This window comes from Bacillus sp. HY001, assembly GCF_007558965.1.
GTDB classification, from domain to species: domain Bacteria; phylum Bacillota; class Bacilli; order Bacillales; family Bacillaceae_G; genus Bacillus_A; species Bacillus_A mobilis.
The window spans coordinates 14,729-36,113 of sequence record NZ_VLTE01000043.1; the positions used below are offsets into that span (position 1 = coordinate 14,729).

General features: G+C 35.3%; 16 protein-coding genes and 1 other annotated feature. Of the genes, 4 read left to right on the forward strand and 12 right to left on the reverse strand.

The features are described 5' to 3' along the window. Window positions 1-39 precede the first annotated feature (39 nt). From FOT98_RS19980 to FOT98_RS19995, 4 genes are all read right to left on the reverse strand, one after another. Window positions 40-627 (reverse strand): hypothetical protein, encoded by a 588-nt coding sequence (locus FOT98_RS19980; RefSeq protein WP_080467427.1) that lies wholly within the window; start codon window positions 625-627, stop codon window positions 40-42. A gap of 107 nt (window positions 628-734) precedes the next feature. Further along, the gene (hmoA, locus tag FOT98_RS19985) at window positions 735-1,061 is read right to left on the reverse strand and encodes a heme-degrading monooxygenase HmoA (RefSeq protein ID WP_000469503.1); all 327 of its coding nucleotides are present in this window, start codon (window positions 1,059-1,061) and stop codon (window positions 735-737) included. 96 nt (window positions 1,062-1,157) lie between these two features. After that, complete coding sequence (locus FOT98_RS19990; protein WP_063259457.1) at window positions 1,158-2,378, reverse strand: MFS transporter; 1,221 nt, start codon at window positions 2,376-2,378, stop codon at window positions 1,158-1,160. A 51-nt stretch (window positions 2,379-2,429) separates the two neighbouring features. Beyond that, on the reverse strand, window positions 2,430-3,473 hold the full coding sequence (locus FOT98_RS19995; RefSeq protein ID WP_063259456.1) for an ArsR/SmtB family transcription factor: 1,044 nt from the start codon (window positions 3,471-3,473) through the stop codon (window positions 2,430-2,432). Window positions 3,474-3,638: 165 nt separating this feature from the next. On the opposite strand from FOT98_RS19995, the gene FOT98_RS20000 reads away from it, so the two are divergent. Further along, complete coding sequence (locus FOT98_RS20000; protein ID WP_063259455.1) at window positions 3,639-4,832, forward strand: NupC/NupG family nucleoside CNT transporter; 1,194 nt, start codon at window positions 3,639-3,641, stop codon at window positions 4,830-4,832. A 41-nt stretch (window positions 4,833-4,873) separates the two neighbouring features. Here FOT98_RS20000 and FOT98_RS20005 read toward each other — a convergent pair whose 3' ends face one another. Together FOT98_RS20005 and proB are read right to left on the reverse strand one after the other, a co-directional pair. After that, a complete protein-coding gene (locus FOT98_RS20005) occupies window positions 4,874-6,118 on the reverse strand; it encodes a glutamate-5-semialdehyde dehydrogenase (protein ID WP_063259454.1) in 1,245 nt (414 codons plus the stop codon). A gap of 31 nt (window positions 6,119-6,149) precedes the next feature. Then, window positions 6,150-7,253 carry a glutamate 5-kinase gene (gene proB, locus FOT98_RS20010; RefSeq protein ID WP_063259453.1) on the reverse strand — a complete coding sequence of 368 codons (1,104 nt, stop codon included), beginning with the start codon at window positions 7,251-7,253 and terminating at the stop codon, window positions 6,150-6,152. Between the two features lie 145 nt (window positions 7,254-7,398). Continuing rightward, window positions 7,399-7,609, reverse strand: a binding site (T-box leader). Window positions 7,610-8,098: 489 nt separating this feature from the next. On the opposite strand from proB, the gene proC reads away from it, so the two are divergent. Further along, window positions 8,099-8,917, forward strand: a complete 819-nt coding sequence (proC, locus tag FOT98_RS20015) for a pyrroline-5-carboxylate reductase (RefSeq protein ID WP_063259452.1) — start codon at window positions 8,099-8,101, stop codon at window positions 8,915-8,917. Between the two features lie 191 nt (window positions 8,918-9,108). Here the strand turns inward: proC and FOT98_RS20020 are convergent, their stop codons facing one another. Then, complete coding sequence (locus tag FOT98_RS20020) at window positions 9,109-10,749, reverse strand: M20/M25/M40 family metallo-hydrolase (RefSeq protein ID WP_063259451.1); 1,641 nt, start codon at window positions 10,747-10,749, stop codon at window positions 9,109-9,111. A 75-nt stretch (window positions 10,750-10,824) separates the two neighbouring features. Continuing rightward, window positions 10,825-11,574, reverse strand: coding sequence for an IclR family transcriptional regulator (locus FOT98_RS20025; RefSeq protein ID WP_063259450.1), 750 nt, complete (start codon window positions 11,572-11,574; stop codon window positions 10,825-10,827). A 266-nt stretch (window positions 11,575-11,840) separates the two neighbouring features. Here FOT98_RS20025 and FOT98_RS20035 point away from each other — a divergent pair, with 266 nt between their 5' ends. Both FOT98_RS20035 and FOT98_RS20040 read left to right on the forward strand, forming a co-directional pair. Continuing rightward, complete coding sequence (locus tag FOT98_RS20035) at window positions 11,841-13,265, forward strand: amino acid permease (protein ID WP_063259449.1); 1,425 nt, start codon at window positions 11,841-11,843, stop codon at window positions 13,263-13,265. A 354-nt stretch (window positions 13,266-13,619) separates the two neighbouring features. Then, window positions 13,620-13,967: a VOC family protein gene (locus FOT98_RS20040; RefSeq protein WP_063259448.1), complete on the forward strand. Its 348-nt coding sequence runs from the start codon at window positions 13,620-13,622 to the stop codon at window positions 13,965-13,967. A gap of 195 nt (window positions 13,968-14,162) precedes the next feature. Here FOT98_RS20040 and FOT98_RS20045 read toward each other — a convergent pair whose 3' ends face one another. The 4 genes from FOT98_RS20045 to FOT98_RS20060 all read right to left on the reverse strand — a co-directional run bounded on the left by FOT98_RS20045 (window position 14,163) and on the right by FOT98_RS20060 (window position 21,335). Next, on the reverse strand, window positions 14,163-15,350 hold the full coding sequence (locus FOT98_RS20045) for an RtcB family protein (protein ID WP_063259447.1): 1,188 nt from the start codon (window positions 15,348-15,350) through the stop codon (window positions 14,163-14,165). Window positions 15,351-15,623: 273 nt separating this feature from the next. Continuing rightward, entirely contained in the window at window positions 15,624-16,655 is a 1,032-nt protein-coding gene (gene desA / locus FOT98_RS20050; RefSeq protein ID WP_061679885.1) for a Delta(5) desaturase DesA, read from the reverse strand. A 374-nt stretch (window positions 16,656-17,029) separates the two neighbouring features. Then, a complete protein-coding gene (locus FOT98_RS20055) occupies window positions 17,030-19,414 on the reverse strand; it encodes an immune inhibitor A domain-containing protein (protein ID WP_080467426.1) in 2,385 nt (794 codons plus the stop codon). Between the two features lie 259 nt (window positions 19,415-19,673). Continuing rightward, complete coding sequence (locus FOT98_RS20060; protein WP_063259445.1) at window positions 19,674-21,335, reverse strand: alkaline phosphatase; 1,662 nt, start codon at window positions 21,333-21,335, stop codon at window positions 19,674-19,676. Window positions 21,336-21,385 lie beyond the last annotated feature (50 nt).

Sequence of the window (21,385 nt, forward strand, 5' to 3'; positions counted from 1 at the left end):
TACCTAAATATATTGTACTTCTCTTACAATCTTCTATACTTATTCAACAATTGTCAGTTCATATACAATTGCGTCTTTACTGCTTTTTGTTTTATCTTGAATTGTAACAATATCTCCAGCTTTTATTTTCGAAGCATTCACTACTTTTACCATCTCAGGCGGAACATATCCTCCATTGTTCTCTTTATTTAGCGGAAACCACTTTACTGATTTATTAGTTGCTTCTAAAATTTTATATTTAATTGTACCATCATACTTTATTTCACCAACAAGATCTTTTACTAATGTAGGTGTATATTTATCCTCTTCTTTTTCCAAAGAAATATGATCACCTATATCTGGGATACCGTTTCTTACAGGTGCCTCCCATTTTGTTGGATTTAAATCATTTAAACTTACTTTCATACTATCTTCTTTATTTGAGCTAGCATCTTTTAGAAATATTTCATTATAATTCTTATCAATAATAATATACTCCTTCTGCTCTACTATTTTTGCACTAGTTTCACGTTTATCTTCCTCATTGTTAGATACTTCTTCTTTCACATTATTATTACTACACGCTGATAATAATGTCGTCGCTAAAGTTGCCATTAGTAATATTTTTTTCACTTCATTTACCTCCATTTATAACGAAACAATAAAACATATATCACATCCATATTTTACTATAAATCAAAAAAAGAGGATATTTGTTTATTACTAAACAAATATCCTCTACCTTTACATATATATTACGACTGTTGATAAGCCGCTTTCGATGATTTTACATAATAAACTGCGTGATCAACGTTAATGATATGATCTGGTTTTGGTTTCCCACGACTCGCTCTATGCCCTGCTAAATGTTCTTCACTTGTTTCCCAGTTTTTCCATGCTTCTTCAGATTCCCAGCGAATCATAACGACAACTTCTTCATCTCCGCGTCTTACTTTTTTCACAAGAACACTTAAGTCGATGAAGCCTTCAAATTTTTCAATAATACCTTCTCCAGTGAAACGTTCTACAACTATATTTGATGTACCTTCTTTTACTGTAAATGTTTTCGTTTCAATAAACATATATTCCACTCCCTCTTTTTAATACGAATACTAGTATTCTTCTATTATAGTTGATTATGATAATTATTTTAAATTAAAAAGTTTTAATTATTTGAATTATGCTGTTTTCTCTTCAACAGCTTCATCTAAAAATTTGAAATACGGAAGGAATAATCCTATTAAAGAAGTAACACATATAATCACACCGATAATAAAGTATAGTGCTCTTATTCCCCACATTTCACTTAATATGCCTCCTAATAACACACCTAACGGCATAGCGGATCGTATGAAAAATAAACGCACTGAAAATATTTGTCCTATCATATTGTTTGGTACTGTTTGTTGGCAAATTGTTGTGTTATGAACATTGAAAAATGAAATACAAATGCCTGCAACTACTTCAATGAACACCGCAATTACTATACTATGATTGAACCCTAGAGAAATGTATGTGAGTCCTCCTATAAACAATCCACCAAGCATAAGTATACGCCGGCTTTTATATGTTACTTTTCCGACTAGTATAGATCCAATTACATAGCCAAACGGGAAACCAGCCATAAAATAACCAAACTCCGCATACCCTGCTGACAGCTCATCTTTTATATAAGGAAGGTTTGTAACCAGCGTTACCCCCACCCCAAATTGCACGAAAGTAAGAAAGACACCGAGCCAAACGATAACTGGTTTTGTGAAAAAATATGTAAAACCGTGAAGAAACTGTTCTAGCCACGTTTTCCGAATGGATTGTGTTGTTCTCTTTTCTTTTATATAAAGTAAAAAAGTGCCACTAACAAATAGACAAATACATACGAAAGATATTGTAAGTTCTACTCCAATCAAATGAATGGCCACTCCCCCTAATATTGGTCCAAGAAACATCATAAGTCGAGCCATGCCATCAATATATGCATTTGCGTCTTGAAGTTGTTCTTCACTTACAATGCTCGGTGTAATGGCTTGACTTGCAGGTGTATACAGCGGCGTAATAAGCCCGATTATAATTTGTACGAAATACACATGCCAAACTTCTATACCACTAGTAAGTAACATGACTAACGGTAGTAAGAAAACCGAAGCTCGCACCCATTGTGAAAATATCATAATCCACTTCCGGCTCCATTTATCAATAAACGGACCACTTATAAGTTGCAGTATGAGCGATGGGATAAAGTATAGTAACCACATACTACTTAATGCTGTTTTTGACCCTGTTAATTCGTAAACAAGAATCGAATTACATAACGTTCCGAAAGCCCCGCCCAATTCTGAAATCGCGCTTCCAATCCACATGAAAAAAAACGAACGATTTTTCAACACATTTTTCAATTTCATACACCAACTTTTCTCTTAAATTCCTCCCTTTATGTACATTCTAGTTGCATATTATCTATTTAAAAACGCATCTAATTCTTTCGCTAACGACTGTAGTGCTTTCTTTCTTAATACATATTTCCCGTCATGTATATCAACTAACTTCGCTGCACGCAACAATTTCAAATGATGGTGTACAGTCGATTTACCGAGTTGCAGTCTTTCTGTAATTTCCTGCAATGTTCGTTCTTTTTCGAACAACATTTTTACAATGCGTAATCTCGCTTCATCCCCAAGCGCTTTATGTTTTTGAACTAAAAAATAATTCGGTTCATACAGATCTTCAGGATGGATGCTTTCGTTTGCGACTGGGTAATGAAATACTTTCGTATCTTCAATATCCGCCTCAATATTCCACGGTCTGTATATCATTTGCGGGATGAGAAGTACGTAATGAACACTTGGCTCTGGCATATAGTTCACACCGCCGGTCGCCCACTCGACAAACTCTTCTGGTTTCATCTTTTTATTCATTTCATTTTTCGCTTCATAATCTCTTTTTAATATAGATAATATTTGCTCTTCCTCTTTCTGAATAACACTCTCATACCATCCTGTCATAACAGCGATTAAATGCGATTTCAGCACTTGTACATGAACATCACATATAAAACGAATATACGCGGAGAAAAACTGATGATCATGTGTCAGTTCCATTAGTTCATGTATTGCAGTTACGTCTCCACTTGCCGCTAAATGTCTTTTCTCTTCATACTTCTCACCTAAAAACGGTAAACATATATACTTCAAATCTTCTTCCGAAAGCGAATCGATTGTAGCATGAAACTGTGATAAGTCCTGAAACTCTCCTTCATACAATAACTGAAGCAACGCTTTCCACGTATTATGTTCTTCTACAAATTGTAGGTGCTCTCTCATTTCTTCTGTTAATGATTCCTTAATCTCTGCCCATTCATTTTGACTCTTTTCAAGAGTATCGATTAACCTTTTATGAGTAATTGCCGCAATGCCTAGTGCACATTCGAAAAGTATGGAATATTTCACTTGAACATGATAAGTTTCCCTCTTTCTACTCGTTATGTGATAGACCTCCATTTTTATCCCCTCCTTGTTTGTTATATATTAAATTCTATTTTTATCGAATTTATCCTTCTATATTTTTAGAATTTATAAAAACATGAGTTCAAATACATTCATTCTAAATTAAGAAGAATAGGAGCTTTTTTATATACAAATAATAACTCTCAAGGAGTTGTTGAGATGCATTTCATATTAAATATGTTAGGGATTTTTGTTGTAATATTAATCGTTTTCCTATGTTCGCCTAATAAAAAACAAATAAAATGGAGACCAATCGTTATTCTAATCATATTGGAGCTCTTTATTACATGGTTTATGTTAGGCACGAAGCTGGGCAGTATTATCATTAATAAAATTGCGTCATTTTTCAGTTGGCTACTATCATGTGCGAATGAAGGTATTCGGTTTGCATTTCCTTCCGCTATGGAAAATCAAACCGTTGATTTCTTCTTTAGTGCTTTACTTCCTATCATTTTCGTTATCACGTTCTTTGATATTCTTTCTTATTTTGGAATCTTAACTTGGATTATTGATAAAGTAGGTGCAGTTATTTCAAAGATTTCTCGTTTACCAAAGTTAGAAAGTTTCTTTTCGATTCAAATGATGTTTTTAGGAAACACGGAAGCACTTGCCGTTGTTCGTGATCAATTATCTGTCTTAAAAGAAAATCGTTTATTAACCTTTGGAATTATGAGTATGAGTAGCGTTAGCGGATCCATTCTTGGCGCTTATTTATCAATGGTTCCGGCAACATATATTTTCAGTGCTATCCCTTTAAACTGTATTAACGCATTAATTTTGGCCAATGTATTAAATCCTGTGGAAGTTACGAAAGAAGATGATGTCGTATATACACCTTCAAAAGATGAAAAAAAAGATTTCTTTTCTACTATTTCAAACAGTATGTTAGTCGGGATGAATATGGTTATCGTTATTTTAGCTATGGTAATTGGTTATGTAGCATTAACTGCCTGTTTAAATGGGCTATTAAGCTTTGTCGTATCAGGTTTAACAATACAAAAAATCTTCTCTATTATTTTTAGTCCCTTTGCTTTCTTACTCGGTTTATCAGGTAATGATGCTATGTATGTAGCTGAATTAATGGGGATCAAAATAACGACGAATGAATTTGTTGCAATGATGGATTTAAAATCGAATCTAAAGTCGTTACAACCACATACGATTGCGGTTGCAACGACATTTCTAGCTTCTTTTGCTAACTTTAGTACAGTAGGCATGATTTACGGAACTTACAATTCATTATTTGGCGGAGAAAAATCATCCATAATCGGTAAAAATGTTTGGAAGCTTCTTGTTAGCGGAATGGCTGTATCCTTATTAAGCGCTATGCTCGTTGGATTATTTGTATGGTAAATAAATAAAAGACACCCAAGGTAATTGAGTGTCTTTTATTATTATCGAATCTGCCCATTTCCACGAATCACATATTTTGTAGAAGTTAATGCAGGAAGTCCCATCGGTCCCCTTACATGTAGCTTTTGTGTACTGATGCCAATTTCTGCGCCGAATCCGAATTCAGATCCATCAGTAAAACGAGTTGATGCATTATGATATAGTGCAGCCGCATCTACAGCTGTGAAGAATTTACCGACGTTTTCCTCGTCTTCTGTAATAATTGCTTCAGAATGCATAGATCCATACGTATTTATGTGATGAATCGCTTCTTCTATAGAAGAAACTACTTTCACTGCCAGCGTGAGTGATAAAAATTCAGTACCCCAGTCTTCTTCTGAAGCAAGTACAATTGAAGAATCAATCGCCAGTGCTTTCTGATCACCACGTAACTCCACGCCTTTTTCCTTCAATGCTGAAAACAATTCGCTACCAAATTGCTGTGCCCACTTCTCATGAAGTACAATCGTTTCAATGGCATTACATACAGATGGACGCTGCGTTTTTGCATTTATAATAATATTAACTGCCATTTGTTTATTCGCTGTTTCATCAATGAAAATATGACAATTTCCTGCACCCGTTTCAAGTACTGGAACAGACGCTTCTCTCACTACAGTATCAATTAATTGTTTGCCACCTCTTGGAATAAGAACATCTAGGTAATCGTTTAATGTAAACAACTGCTTTGCGCTATCCCGCGTTGTATCTTCTATAAGCTGTACACTTTCTGGAGGCAAGCTTGTTTGTTTGAGCGCTCGGTGAATAACAGCAACGATAGCTTTGTTAGAATTGATAGCTGAAGAACTACCACGTAATACTACTGCGTTTCCTGTCTTCAAACAAATTGTAGCAGCATCTACTGTTACATTCGGCCTTGCCTCGTATATCATACCAACAACACCCAGTGGTACACGCATCTCCTGAATAAATAATCCATTTGGTCGCTCCCATTCACTTACACATTCTCCAACAGGATCACGTAATTCAATTAACTGCTGAATCCCTTCTGCCATATCAATAATACGCTGTTCATTCAACATTAGACGATCTAGAAGTGAATCAGAAAACCCTTTTGCCTTACCTTCTTCTAGATCCAGTTTGTTTTCCTCTAAAATATAAGCTACTTCTACTCTTAACTGATCCGCAATAGCAGCAAGTGCTTCATTTTTTTGATTTGTAGATTTTAGTACAAGTTCTCTAGCAATTTCTTTCGCTTTTTTTCCTTTTGCCAACACTTCATTCATTTTTATTTCCTCCTTTTTAACATCACTATTCTTAAAGTGAAACCCAATAATCTCTGTGAATGACTTCATAATTATGCCTATCGCCTCTTGCTTGAATATCTTGGCTTTGCATACCTTTTACCACTCTTAATTCCTCTGCGCTATATGTGCATTGCCCTTTTCCAATGACGCGCCCTTGTTGTGTCATAACTTCTACGACTTCGCCAACTTTGAAAAATCCTGACACATTTGTAACGCCAGCAGGAAGAAGACTCTTACCATGCTGAATAATAGCAGTAGCTGCTCCAGCGTCTATTTCAATTTGTCCGCTAACAAGCGAATGCAAAGCGATCCATTGCTTGTTCATCTTCATTTCTTTTTGAGGAGCATTTCCGACATACGTTCCATCACCTTTGCCCTTCAAAACATCTACAAATTTCTCTTGTCCACGCCCTGTTCCGATAAATACACTCACGCCAAGAGAAAGTGCCGTCTTCGCAGCATCAATTTTTGATTTCATACCGCCAGTCCCAAGTTTGGACCCAGCATCTCCTGCAAGAGAAGCGATTTCTTCTGTAACTTCAGGAAGGAAATAATACTTTTTCGCATCCGCATTTTTCTGAGGATTTTTGTCGTATAAACCGTTCACATCCGTAAAAATCATTAGCATATCTGCTGAAACAAGCCCGCTTACTAAAGCTGACAGCATATCGTTATCACCGAACGTTAGCTCTTCTAATGAGATGGAATCATTTTCATTAATGATTGGAAGAGCAGAACGGTTTAGTAACTCTCCTAAAGTAGCGTAAGCATTACTATATTGTTCTTTTCTTAAAAAATCACTTCTCGTCAGCAATAGTTGCGCAGTAACGATGCCATATTTACGAAATTCCTCCGTATACGCCTGCATTAACAAACTTTGTCCGACAGCCGCAGCAGCCTGTTTTCCTTTAATTGTCACAGGTCTACTAGGATACCCTAGAGCAGAAAAACCTGCAGCGACGGCCCCAGATGTAATTAACAAAACTTCATGCCCTTCTTCTTTCAATCGAGCCAATGCGGCAACGTGATCTGAAAGTTGTTCTTTAGAAATGCCTCCGTGACTATCTGCCAAGGAACTGCTCCCAATCTTTACAACAATTCGTTGTTTTTTCACTTTTATATCCCCCAAGTCTAAAATCAAAGTTTTTTATAGATTACACTTTTATTCATTCGGCTTGCAGCGACTTCTATTCTTACCAATGCTGCACCTAGCCTATTAAAGAGCAAAATAAAAATGACCGCTTCGCCCTTAATAAAATAAAAAGGACGAAACGGTCATTGTTCCGCGGTACCACCTTAATTGATATACATAGATATCCACTTGGCGCCTATAACGCAGGCGAACGCCTAAACTTTCATTTAAGACTCAGGGATAGGTTCGATATATTCTATACGAGGAATCTTTCAGCCGGTGAATTCCACTCTCTTTCGCAAGAAGACATATGTACTATTTCCCTTCAACGATTTTCGGTTTAATTTTTTATATTATGCGATATAATTTAATTTGGTGTCAAGAGGTATTTTAAAAATAAATAGAGCGGCAAATTATTTGTATGAGATTATTACCCTACTGAATGAAAATACAAATCGATATAAAGTGAAACTTTAATCAGTGGGGGTTTTCTTCATCCCCCACTGATTATTAGTTGAACCAATCGGACTTTTATGGGCAGTTGATCCCCCACCTAACTTCTTTGCTTTCGCTGCATTTTGAGGTGGGGTCTTACTGCCCATTAAAGCGGGATAAATTTAACTCAGATTCATCAACATAGTACCTTAAATTAAAGTGTATATATTTACATAATGTCGAATATAATTGATTTTTAACTTTTGGTGTTGCAAAAAGAAATATATTCTCTTAGAATGTTTCTTTATATTGCATGTAGATGTTATTGTTATTTTAAGATAATAATTTCAAAAGGATATAATTTATTATAAAAGGAGCAAGATTGAGTAATTATGGACAAACAAATTGGATTCATCGGATGCGGAAATATGGGGATGGCTATCATTGGCGGGATGCTAAACAAAAAGATAGTGTCTGCAAATCATGTTATTTGTTCGGATTTAAACACTACGAATTTAAAACACGCTAGCGAAAAATATGGGCTAACTACGACTACTGACAATAATGAAGTAGCTAAAAATGCTGATATTTTAATTTTATCAATTAAACCAGACCTATACGCATCAATCATTAACGAAATCAAAGAAGTAATCAAAAAAGATGTTATCATCGTAACAATCGCTGCTGGAAAAAGCATCAAAAGTACAGAGGAATCTTTTAATAAGAAATTAAAAGTTGTACGTGTAATGCCTAATACCCCTGCTCTTGTTGGAGAAGGAATGTCTGCATTATGCCCTAATGAAATGGTGACAGAAAAAGATTTAGAAGATGTGCTAAACATTTTCAATAGCTTTGGTCAAGCAGAGATCGTAAGTGAAAAATTAATGGATGTTGTTACATCAGTAAGTGGTTCTTCACCAGCATACGTATATATGATTATAGAGGCGATGGCAGATGCCGCTGTACTAGACGGTATGCCAAGAAATCAAGCATATAAATTCGCAGCTCAAGCTGTATTAGGCTCTGCCAAAATGGTACTAGAAACAGGAATACATCCAGGTGAATTGAAAGATATGGTTTGTTCTCCTGGTGGAACAACGATAGAGGCTGTAGCAACATTAGAGGAAAAAGGCTTACGAACAGCCATCATTTCAGCTATGCAGCGCTGTACACAAAAATCTATTGAGCTGTCTGGTCAAACAAAAAAATAAAACGATAAAAGAGATCACATTTGCTATGAATTTAGTTAAAAAATAGTGGATTACATACTCTCTCGCTTTCACTAAATGATAAACGGACAAACTCATATATACTTGAGTTTGTCCGTTCTTTTGGTTATACTGAGATAATTTTATTTATATCTTCTTTTGAGATTTTAGTTTTAACTCTTCTCTATTCCCTACTATGATTGTGTAATTTTATTAGAAACAAGTAATCTTTCAATGCATTTCGGTAACATATCTAATAGCGTTTCAAATGCGTAATTTACATCTAAACGTTCTGTCCATTGATGTGCATCTTTTCCTACCGGCCCCATATTTAATACTGGAACGTCAAACTCTTCTAGTTCCTGAAGCGGAATCGAGTAACCTTTATCCCATAATGGCATATTGTCTACCAGTGAACTCATTGAATGTAGTGGATTCTGTAAGCCCACATAGCTCAAATCTGAAATCCCTCCAAAATAATTTTGGTTTTCAAATGTAATGTTATGATTGTAGTGTGCATACTTTTCCATTTCCCTAACTACTTCTTTAATTAACGGGTTGTTGCGTGAACTTACAGCTGGATAATATGGTGGAGCAAAGAAAAGTACAATCATCGGCGCCTTTTCTTTACATAAAATAGATAGTTTATCTACTAAATCAATCGTTACCGCACGATCATCTTTATCTTCTCTATTTTTTATTATACTAGATTGAATATCTTCTATTTTCTCTTGCCCATGTTGTTCAATTGCATAAGCAATAAGCTCTTCATACGTTAATACATTTACTTTCATATTAGGCGGTATAAACGGATTATATTTAGAAAAACGATATGCTTGCTTTTCATATGATTCTTCTATTTTCTCTGCTACTTTCGTTACTTTTTGACGTAACAATGAAACGACATCTGTCATTGATTTTTCTAGTAAAAACAAATTAAATAATGTAACGGCACGATGCGGAATTTGGACAGAATAATCCTCCTTTAAGTCCCTTTGAAGTAAGTTAGTTGGCGGAGGACTCGCTTCCCCTTCTACAATATCACAAAGGTCTGTATTCAACTCTAATTCTGCTGTTATTAATGAAGCCATATAACTCCCATTTAAGCCTGCAAAAGGTTCACCTACATGTGTCTCTTTTCCGTAGCAAAGAAATCCAGGTAACACTTTACCAATAGTACCAGTATAAATATACTTATTTTGGTCACCAGGATGTCGTGAAAACATAGGCTCTGAATTTAATACCGTTTTATAATCCAAGTTATGTTCTCTAGCTAACTCTAGTAGTCTTGGAACAGCAGCTCTCATCCCTACAGAGTTCACTTCTTCATCTGGAACAGCTAATAAAAGGACATTCCCGTCAAATTTCCCTTCACAGGCTTGCTCAATCATTGCCATTTGTAACGTAAGGCCGCATTTCATGTCCATTGTTCCTCTACCAAATAGCCAATCTCCTTGTTCTATATCTTCACGTACATGGTTTGGTAGTTCATCTTTATGAGAATAAAACATAGACGTTAACTTTTTAGGATTGAATGCATCTTCTTTCCACACTCCATAATCTTGTACATCTACAACATCAAAGTGACTAACTAGAATTACTGTATTTTTTGTACTATCGCTTTTCTTTACGAGGGCTGTAACAAAATATCGTCCGTCCCCCGTCGGATTTTTGTGCAAATGATGCGGGTTTTCTTTGAAGTACTGTAAATCAGATAATTGTTCCACAACAAAGTCTGGCAATATTACTTCAGCTTCTGTACCTGTAATACTAGGAATTTCAACAAGACTGCTTAATAATTGAATCAATTGTTCTTTTGATTGCCACTTTGACATATAAATCCCCCTATTTTTCCGCATTATGAAAATGAATTCCAGTATATGAATAAAAAATGACGACAGTTATCAAAATTATAGTTCTGATGTACTGCCGATTTTTATTGATATTTCATGAGCTGCTTGTTTTACCTTACTAATAAGAAAAGATAGTCGATCATCATTAATGCGATGACTAATTAACCCAACACTTAATGCTCCTACTACTTTATGATTAAATCCAATAATCGGTGCAGCTACTGAAGCCGTCCCTTCAGTTTTTTCACCATAACTTACCGCATATCCTTCATTTCTTATTTGCTTTATTTGCTCTAAAAGAATGCGCTTTTGTTCTGGTAAAGAAGACAGTAAATGTTCTACAATGTGTTCCATTTCATTCGTTTTCATATTGGCAAGCATCGTTTTATTTGCAGCACCAATTGAAAGTGGAATCTGTTCCCCTAAGTTATCGATTACTCGAATTTTTAAAGGGCTATCAATTCTTTCAATGATAATAGAATGCGTTCCATTTGGAATGTTTAAGTACACACTTTCTTCCACTTCAGAGGCTAACCGCTTCATCACTTCTCTTGCTACAGATCTGTAGTCTACTTTTTCCAATTGACGTAATCCTATTTCCATCCACATTGGCCCAATTTTGTACTGTTTCGTTTCTGAAATTTGCGTAACTAACCCATGCTCGATTAGAGAATTAAGTAATCTATGTACTGTACTAACTGGGAGATGTGTTCTATCCGCTATATCAGAAATAGCCCAATACTCTTTTTCATTAGTAGAATTTAACAACTTTATAATACTTATTGCTCGATCAATGGACTGTACCATAACTCACCTCAACTTGACTTGTAATATGTTAGTACGCTCAATTACCTATCAATTTAACAAAAATTCAAAATGAAATCAATCCATTTATTCAATTTTCTAAAAATAAAAATATGTCGCTAATAATAATTTGAAAGCGCAAACAAAAAAATATTGACTTTTCTTTTTAATTATCTGAAAATTATAACAAGATTTCACATCACGGAATACATTCCACAATACGGAAAACATCAAACTTTATTCTATCAACTACGAAAGTGAGGAAAACAATGTCGCAAGTAAACAATACAAACAATGAATTAAAACGTACGATGAAAAGTAGACACTTATTCATGATTGCACTCGGTGGTGTGATTGGAACGGGGTTATTTAACGGATCTGGCTTTATTATAAGTCAAGCTGGACCTGGTGGATCCGTGCTTGCCTTTATGGCTGGTGGATTATTAATGTATTTCGTTATGCTTTGTCTTGGTGAACTTGCTGTAGCTATGCCTGTTTCAGGTTCCTTCCAAGAATATGCCACTAAGTTCATCAATCCTGCAACTGGCTTTACGATCGGATGGTTATATTGGTTAAGCTGGGCGAATACGACCGGTCTTGAATTTACAACTGCCGGCATTACAATGCAGCGCTGGTTTCCTGATATTCCCGTCTGGGTTTGGTGTTTAATATTTGGCGTTACAATCTTCACTATTAACGCATTATCTGCTCGTAGTTATGCAGAAACAGAATTTTGGTTTTCAAGTATAAAAGTATCTGCCATTATAGCTTTTATTATCCTTGGCGGCGCCGCTATGTTCGGTTTTATTGATTTAAAAGGTGACGAACCAGCCCCGTTATTATCAAATTTCGTAAATCACGGCGGTTTATTTCCAAATGGACTTGCAGCTATCCTATTAACAATGGTTACAGTTAATTATTCCTTCCAAGGTACAGAACTTGTCGGAATCGCAGCAGGTGAAAGTGAAGATCCAGCAAAAACTTTACCACGTTCTATTAGAAATATTATATGGCGCACGATGTTTTTCTTCGTCTTAGCAATTTTTGTTCTTGTTGCTTTAATTCCTTGGGAAGAAGCAGGATTAACAAAAAGTCCATTCGTTGCTGTATTTGATAATATCGGTATTCCATATGCAGCTGATATTATGAACTTTGTTATTCTTACTGCTGTTCTTTCTGTCGCAAACTCTGGACTGTATGCCGCAACTCGCATGCTTTGGTCATTATCAAAAAATGAAATGGCTCCTGCCTTTTTAAAGAAATTATCATCACGAGGAATACCTCTAAACGCTTTAATTTTGACAATTTCTATTTCTGCTTTTTCTCTTTTAACAAGCGTTGTAGCTGCTGAAACAGTTTACTTATGGTTAATTTCCATTTCTGGCGTCATTACAATCATTGTTTGGATGTCAATTTGTGTCTCTCAATTCTTTTTCCGTAAACATTATTTAGCAGACGGTGGAAGATTAGAAGACTTAAAATTTAAAACACCACTTTATCCACTTGTACCAATTCTTGGTTTTGGATTGTATGGCATTATATTAATCAGTCTTATCTTTATCCCTGAACAACGACTTGGAATTTATTGCACTGTACCATTTATCATCTTTTGCTACACTTACTATCACTTTAAAGTTAAGAAAAGAATTGCGACTAACACTCGTAGTGAAACTAAAATTAGCGAGACTATGTAATATTATACTTATATATAAAAGACCGCACATAGCTTTCACTTTATGTGCGGTCTTTTATCCTTTTCACTTTTTCTTTCGTTCCCTCATTTCCCTTTACTTTTGGAAGACGATTCAGTATTTCTATACCCTTTTTCTTTGATTTCAAGTTATGTGAAGAATGATATTAAAATCATTTCAACAGTCAATGCTACTAGCAATTTTGATTTCTTACTGTTTATCCCGCTTTAATGGGCAGTTAATCCCCCACTGATTAAAGTTTCACTTTATAAGTTAATAATTTTCCTTACTATTACTGTTTTGATATATTGAATATATAATGCCAAAAAATTTCAAAATAGACAGGGGTTATGTACGATGATAAAAGGTTTCGGGGGAATATTTTGGAGAACTAAAAATATCGATGTTCTAAAAAAATGGTACAGTGAAGTGTTGAAAATTGAAATAGACAATTGGAATGGGACTGTGATTAAACCGCAATTAGGAAATGAAACTATTTTTTCTTTCTTTACCGAAGATGATAATTATTTTCCAACAGAACAGCAAGTGATGTTAAATTTCCAAGTACATAATATGAATGAGACTATTCAGCATCTTGAACATATTGGCGTACCTCTTGAAAAGAAAGAAGAAATTAGTGAATTCGGAAATTTTATTTGGATTAAAGATCCTGAAGGTCGTCTAATTGAGCTTTGGGAAAAATAGACGGTAATAATCATTTGCTATTAAGCTAATGATTACTTTCGTTTCACAAAATAAAAAAGTCGATTTCTTAACTCCACAGGAAATCGACTTTTTTTCGTATCCCATCGCCATAAAAGGAAACTACTTCCCTTGATTAGATTGTTTGCGAACATAAGATGCGAAAAATAGTTTTTTCTGGCTGCTTATTTACCCCTTTTAATTCGCTTTAAAATTATATAATGGCTTAATAATGTGCTTTATATCTATTGTTTCTTTCGTATTTTCGATAATTTCATCCATTGGCTTGTAAACCATTGGTGCTTCATCAATTGTGCTTTCTACTACCGATGTAGTCCACACTTCTGTCATCGTATTTTGAAATTCCTCTAGACTCAATAATTCTTTAGCCTTCTTACGACTCATAATACGTCCTGCCCCGTGCGGACCAGAAAAGTTCCAATCTGGATTCCCTTTACCAAATGCAATAATTGAACCATCTCTCATGTTAATGGGAATAATGACTCGTTCATCTTTCTGAGCTGAAATAGCACCTTTTCGTAGAATCATATTTTCTATGTCAATATAGTTATGTATTGTAGTAAATTGATCCGTAATTTTCCAGTCCATTTTCGTAACAATTTCATCAATCATTGCTTTACGATTTAACGCAGCATACTTTTGGGCAATATTCATGTCATTCATATAATCTTTGAATCCTTGCCCTTCTAAATAAGCTAGTTCTTTACGAATCTTAGGCTTCTGAATACCTCGTAAAGTTTCTTGTATTTCTTTTGCTCTCCCTTCTTCAGTTAATCTCTTAATAATCTCATCTTTCATTGATGTAACATCAATTAATTGTTCATATGCGAAATTTTGGTAATACTCTGCTATTTGTTTACCTAAATTACGAGAACCACTATGAATGACAATATATACATTCCCTTTTTCATCTTCATTTAATTCAATGAAATGATTTCCACCTCCAAGAGTACCTATACTTTTTTGAGCCCTTTGTAATGTATATGGCGCCTTCACACCATCAAAATCAATCATTTTTGAGAATCGATGTTCTTTATCTCGGATACGAAAACCATTTGGAACAAATTTACGAATTGTTTCGTCTAAGCAATCGAAATTAATTTCTTCTTTTTTCTTATCAATCACAACAACTTCCATTCCACACCCAATGTCTACTCCTACAAGATTAGGAACAATTTTATCCTGTATTGTCATTGTTGTCCCAATCGTACAACCTGCTCCTGCATGTGTATCTGGCATAATACGAATTTGACTATCCTTTACGAATTCTTGGTTACAAAGATCAATAATCTGCCCAGTCGCAGTCTCATCAACGTTATTCGTAAATACTTTCGCTTCATTGTATTTCCCTTGTAATTTCAACATCTTTCATTTCCCCTTCCTTTTGAAAGAATTATTTTATTACGTTGTATGTGTTCTTATATTTACTATCATCTACCTTCTGCTTTCCATTATATATGTACGATGTCCTTCACAATAATAAAAATTATGATGATTCACCTTATTTACATAATAAAATTACCGTCTTCTTAAATTTATACCTACACATGAGTATTCCACGCCCTCGATATCTGTTATATATAGCAAAAACTCCCCTTACATCGAAAATGATTAAGGGGAGTTTTATATAAGATAAAATTATAGTTCAGATTTCACTCGAACAGAAACATTGTTTTTAATTATATTTTTGAATTCTTTAAAGCTAACAAAATTGTTACTTTTCTCATCCCATAGTCGGAAGCGAAGTGAACGCAAGCTTGTAGCAAGAGTAATCGTAGGTACATTTTTTAACGGAAGCGTATTATTGTGTGCCTCTTCTAGTTTATAGTTAGGTACCCTTGGGCTTAAATGATGAACATGATGGAATCCAATATTACCAGTTAGGAATTGCAAGATTTTTGGAAGTTTATAGAATGAACTTCCTTCCACTGCAGCTTTCACATATTCCCAATCTTTATCCTCTTCAAAATAAGAATCCTCGAATGTGTGTTGTACGTAAAACAGCCAAATCCCTACTGAACCTGCTATTAAGAATATCGTACCGTGTACTAATAAGAACGATTGCCATCCAATTGCCCAGCAAAGTATAGCGATTAAAGCAACAATTATAATATTCGTCAAATAAGTATTCATACGTTCTTTCTGTCTAGCACCTTTTCGGTTAAATCTATTTTTAAGCAAGAAAACATAAATCGGCCCTAATCCAAACATAACGAATGGATTGCGATATAAGCGATATGCTAAACGAAGTCTAAATGGCGCAGCTGCATATTCATCCACAGTAAGCGTCCAAATATCTCCTGTACCTCGCTTATCCAAATTACCACTTGTAGCGTGATGAATAGAATGTTCATGCCCCCATTGATCAAATGGGAATAAAGTTAAAACACCCATACATGTCCCTACTATTCTATTTGTACGACGGCTTTTAAAGAATGAATAGTGAGTACAATCATGAAAAATAATGAAAATTCGCGTCATAAAACCAGCGGCTAACAGAGATGGAACTACTGATAACAAATAAGAAACGGACAAACTTTTATAAGCAAGGTACCATAAAATAATGAATGGCACAATTGTGTTAAAAAGTTGCCACACACTTTTTTTAATCGTTGATTTTTCATACGGAGCAACTTGTTTTTTTAAATTTTTAGTATTTTCTAATGTCATTGGTCTAATTCCTTTCCTTTATGTTGCTAATTCACATTATAGCATACTATTAGTATCAGGTGTTAAAAGTAGCTGTAATAAATATTATATAATATAAAAATCTCTTTTTTCTTACTCATTACTTACAAATTCCTTACGGTCAAAAAACCTTACATAATCGGACTGATGGAGCATTTTAATTATAAAAGAAACATCTATTTTTTCCAATAAATATATAAAAAAGCAGAGGACTTTTTCACTTCTGCACATCTTTTCATTTTTTAAATGGTAATTTTTTTCGATTTGTATTTATGTAACAGTTTTTTCTCACAAGATGAAAAGAGCTGCCACAAGTCAGATTTCACCGACTTATGACAGCTCCTTTTCATTTTATTTTAGCGATGGATCCAAACTGCACCTGCAGACTTATCATCAGCTTGACCTACTACTTCAAACTTCAATCCTAGTTTCGGTAACTTACGTCCGGCATCTGGAATAACACTATTGATGTATTGCTTAGAGTCATCAAATTTCGCAACGCCTGGTAATCCTTTATAATCAAAGATACCGCGAGTTGGTGAATCTACTCTCCATGCTGGCGTTTGCTCAAATGAGAATGCCGCATCGGCAATTTGATAACGTGTACTGCTCTTCACAGTTGGTTGACCGTTTAATGTTCCTACGATTGCCTCTGGATGAGAATCTACTACCCCAAGGAACCCTTCGCCTGGGTGAACGCCTACCCAGTTATCTGTAAAGCTTTGATCCGCATACCATACAACCATTCCTGTATTAAATACTGGACCACGTGCATGTTGTAACGCCGTGTCAGATCCAGCATAATTTCGCCACTCAATATAGTAGTTATTTTTTTTCTGTTCAAATCCGTTTGACACAGTAAATCCTTTTAGCGTCATTGCTGGCTGTCCTTCTGCATCATCAGAGAATACAACTTTTCCATCTACAGTTAATGCAGCATTGTCTAACGCAAATCCTTTATAAGCTACTGCAATATCTGTTACATACTCAAACTGTAGTTTTACTTTCTTTCCTTTGAATTGACTTAAATCGTATGACTTATCAACCCACTTACCATCGGTTGTATCTACGCCGGCTTTTACATCTTTTTCGCCCATTCGATCAATACGTGTCTTCGTTCCATCTTCTGCAATCGCATTTACGTCAAGGAAATCATACTTCGCTTCCAGTTCATAAAATGCCTTATAATTAAACTTAGCGTCTTTTGCATTTGTTAAGTCAAATACTGGAGTCTCAAGTGTTGTATGAATATCATTTCCTTTTGTGCTGTAATAAAACTTCTTACCAAATGCCGATTCGATATTTTTTATATCTTTGTCTGGTAAGTTAACTCGAATGATTCCTGGTCGTTTTGATTTTGTAACACTTTGATCTAAATATGTTGCAGTACCGATTCCTGTGCGAAGTTTATCATAATCTACCTCAACGATATTCGCCCAGTTACCCTGCATATTCTTTTGGAAAAATTCTTTATTTTGTGGTGAGAAACTTGTTGGCTCTGTTCCTGCAATTTTTCCAGCCCAGCTACCACCACTCATTATAGACCATGATTCAACAGGTTCACCTTGTCCAGAGTACTTTGTATCATATTCATCCGGCAATCCTAAATCATGACCGTACTCATGGGCAAACACACCAACTGCTCCATCTTCAGGCTCAATTGTATAATCGTATGCAGCCATCTTGCCGCCCCAGTTCGAAACAGAAGATTTCGTACCATCAATCGCATATGGTTTTGATCCTAGTTTTGAACGATGAGACCAAATCGCATCATCTTTTAATTTACCACCGCCAGCTTCTTGACCCACGCCCGCATGTACAACCATTAAGTGGTCAATAATTCCATCTGGCTCGTTTTTATTTCCATCACCATTTTGATCGTATTGATCAAATTGATCATAATCTGCTAAATTGATACCTTTTGCGACAGCTGCTTTTAATGCCTCTTTCACAAGATCACGTGGCCCTAAAGGACCTTTGTTATCATGACCAGTTCCCGCATCCGCACCATAATCTGATGCTTTTCCTGGAACAGTAAGCCATTCTGTTACAGTTCCATCAACTGTGTAGCTACCGCCAGATTGTTCTTCATAATACTGTTTAAATGTATTAATCTTCGATCCATCAAATAACGTAAATGGCTCATCACCAAATAACATTTTTTGATAATGTTCACGATTAAAGTCCTTAGAATACATGTAACCTGGTTCTTGATCAATATTATTATGCTTAAAATCGCTAAATTCTACGAGTAAAACAAGTACTTTATCTTTTCGAACAGCTCCATTGTACTCAGCTTGCTTCGCTGGTGTAGTCGGTACTTTTCCATTTAATTTTCCAGGGTTCAATCCTGCACCTTGTCCAGCTACTGGTCCTACTTCGGGCTGCTGCGCCTGTTCATTTCCCTTCATTTTTGCATCTTTTACTTTTTTCATAAAATCTGAAGCTTCTTGCGTAAGGTTATCTCCTGTCATGATTTCTTTTCCAGGATTTTCGCCTTTCTTTTTCTCAACATAATTTTCGACAGCCTTTGATATCTCAGCTTGTGATGCAGATTGATCAATTACTCCCCTTTGTTTCAGCGCTTCTGCCAAACGCTCATCAGGTATTAAATGCTCATCAATTGGTAGAGATGGTGGCGTATCAGCATACGCTGCATGACTTCCAAAAGCAAACGTACTACTTAGCACTGCCGCTGTTGCTAAAACTGATAATGGTTTTAACTTCTTATTCTTTTTCAATGCTTTTCCTCCCCAGTGTCTGCAAATTATCGTTTTTTTTGCCGATAGGAACATAATATTCGTTATAATACGAATATTCAATCTTTTTAAAGAGCTAAAATGTTGAGAAATATTTTTTAGGGTGAAAAATATAAGATAAATAAATTTACAAGAAGTCCTTTTTAGAAGTTGTGATCCTCTTTACTCTTGTTTTCAAGTGAAATTTTAGCTACACAAAAAATGCCAATTCCTAAGTATTAGCTAAGGAATTGGCATTTTTTTAACGAGAATGCTTTATGAATAAACGGATTGCTTCTTCTGGTACATAGAACTTGCCATTACTTTCTACAACTACACTACCTAATTCATATTCTTTATTCTTAATACGAATTATATTTTTATTTACAAATAATTGAGCTTTTACATGATTACGTTTTACTATGAGCACCGGGTTTGCTGTATCAGTATTATCTATAGTGACTGTTGCATCGTTTTGTTTAAAAGCTGATTCACTATCTACAAATAATTTGTTTGTTACTTCTTCTAAATTAAAGCCCATTGCTTTCGCCATCGTCTTCGCAACGTCTGTGTTTTGGATCAAACCATATGGTTTTTGAGGACCGTAAGAATATAAAAACACATCCTCACCTGTATGCCCTCCTGTTGTGAAGCCAATATTTGCACGGTTAGCTAGTAATGTAGTAAGTATTGGACCAATATCCGATTTCTTTTGTACAACTTTTAATTTTTCCTTTTCAGCTTCCGTTAAGTTATTTAAACCGTAAAGTGCAGCAACTTCTACTATATTTGATAAATCATTATTTATTTTTTGGGTTACCCCTTCAATTGTCATTTTCGCTTTTTTTAATGGATTAATGTATGCAGAGACCGGCGTAGTATTATAGCCTTTTGTTGTATTCGCATTCCCAATAGAAATCCCGCTATTACCATGATCAGTTAAAGCGATGAGCAGTGTATTCTCATCATTTTTGGCAAATTGTAATGCTTTTGCTACCGCTTTATCAAATGCTAATACATCACTAATCATCCCCATCGGATCATTCACATGAGCTGCCCAGTCTGGTTTACTTCCTTCCACAAATAAAAAGAAACCATCTTTATCTTTTGATAACGTTTGAATTGCTTTTTCCGTCATTTGCGAAAGTGTTGGTTGCTCCGGATTTGTTGCTTCACGATCCATATCGAACGCTAAAGCGTTATGTGAAAAAGAGCCCCAAATCTTCTTAGATTTAGAGTTCAATAATGCATTTTTCGTTTCAACAAAATCGTACCCTTTGTCATGAATCACCTTTACTAAATCCTCACCATCTTTTCTTTTTATAGGTAGCAGTGCTGCTTTTCCCCCGCCTAATACGACATCTATATTTTGATATACTTGTTGCTTTGCAATTACGTCAAAATGCTTGCGGTTTACATGGTGAGCAGAGAATCCGGCCGGAGTAGCATGCTGAATTTCAGCTGTAGCAACAATTCCAGTTGCGCGACCAGTGTGTTTAGCACCTTCTAGAACATTGGCAACTGGCCGTAACTTGTCCTCTTTTTTCATTGGTTTTAAACCAGGTGAACTTACAATAGAAGGTAATACACCTACATATCCTGAATTCGATTTATTCCCAGTCGCTAAAGCTGTTGCTGCTGGGGCTGAGTCTGTTATAGCTGATTCCGCCGAATATGTACGAACTCCTCCTGTTACCATTTCATCTAATGCAAGTGGTTTCCCTTTATACAAACGAGCTAATGTCGTTGCTGAAGAACTCGTTCCGTCCATAACCATTATGATTACATTTTTCGGTTGCCGTTCTACTTTTTTCACTTTCGCTTCCACCGAATAATAATTCATCATGCTTTCAGTACATAACATACTTAGTGTGATTGTTCCTACTAACAGTAACTTCTTCATCAGTAAACCCAAATTCGACATTGTTGTTCCTCCGTATGTTTTACATTCATTTATATATGTTTTATTAGTCC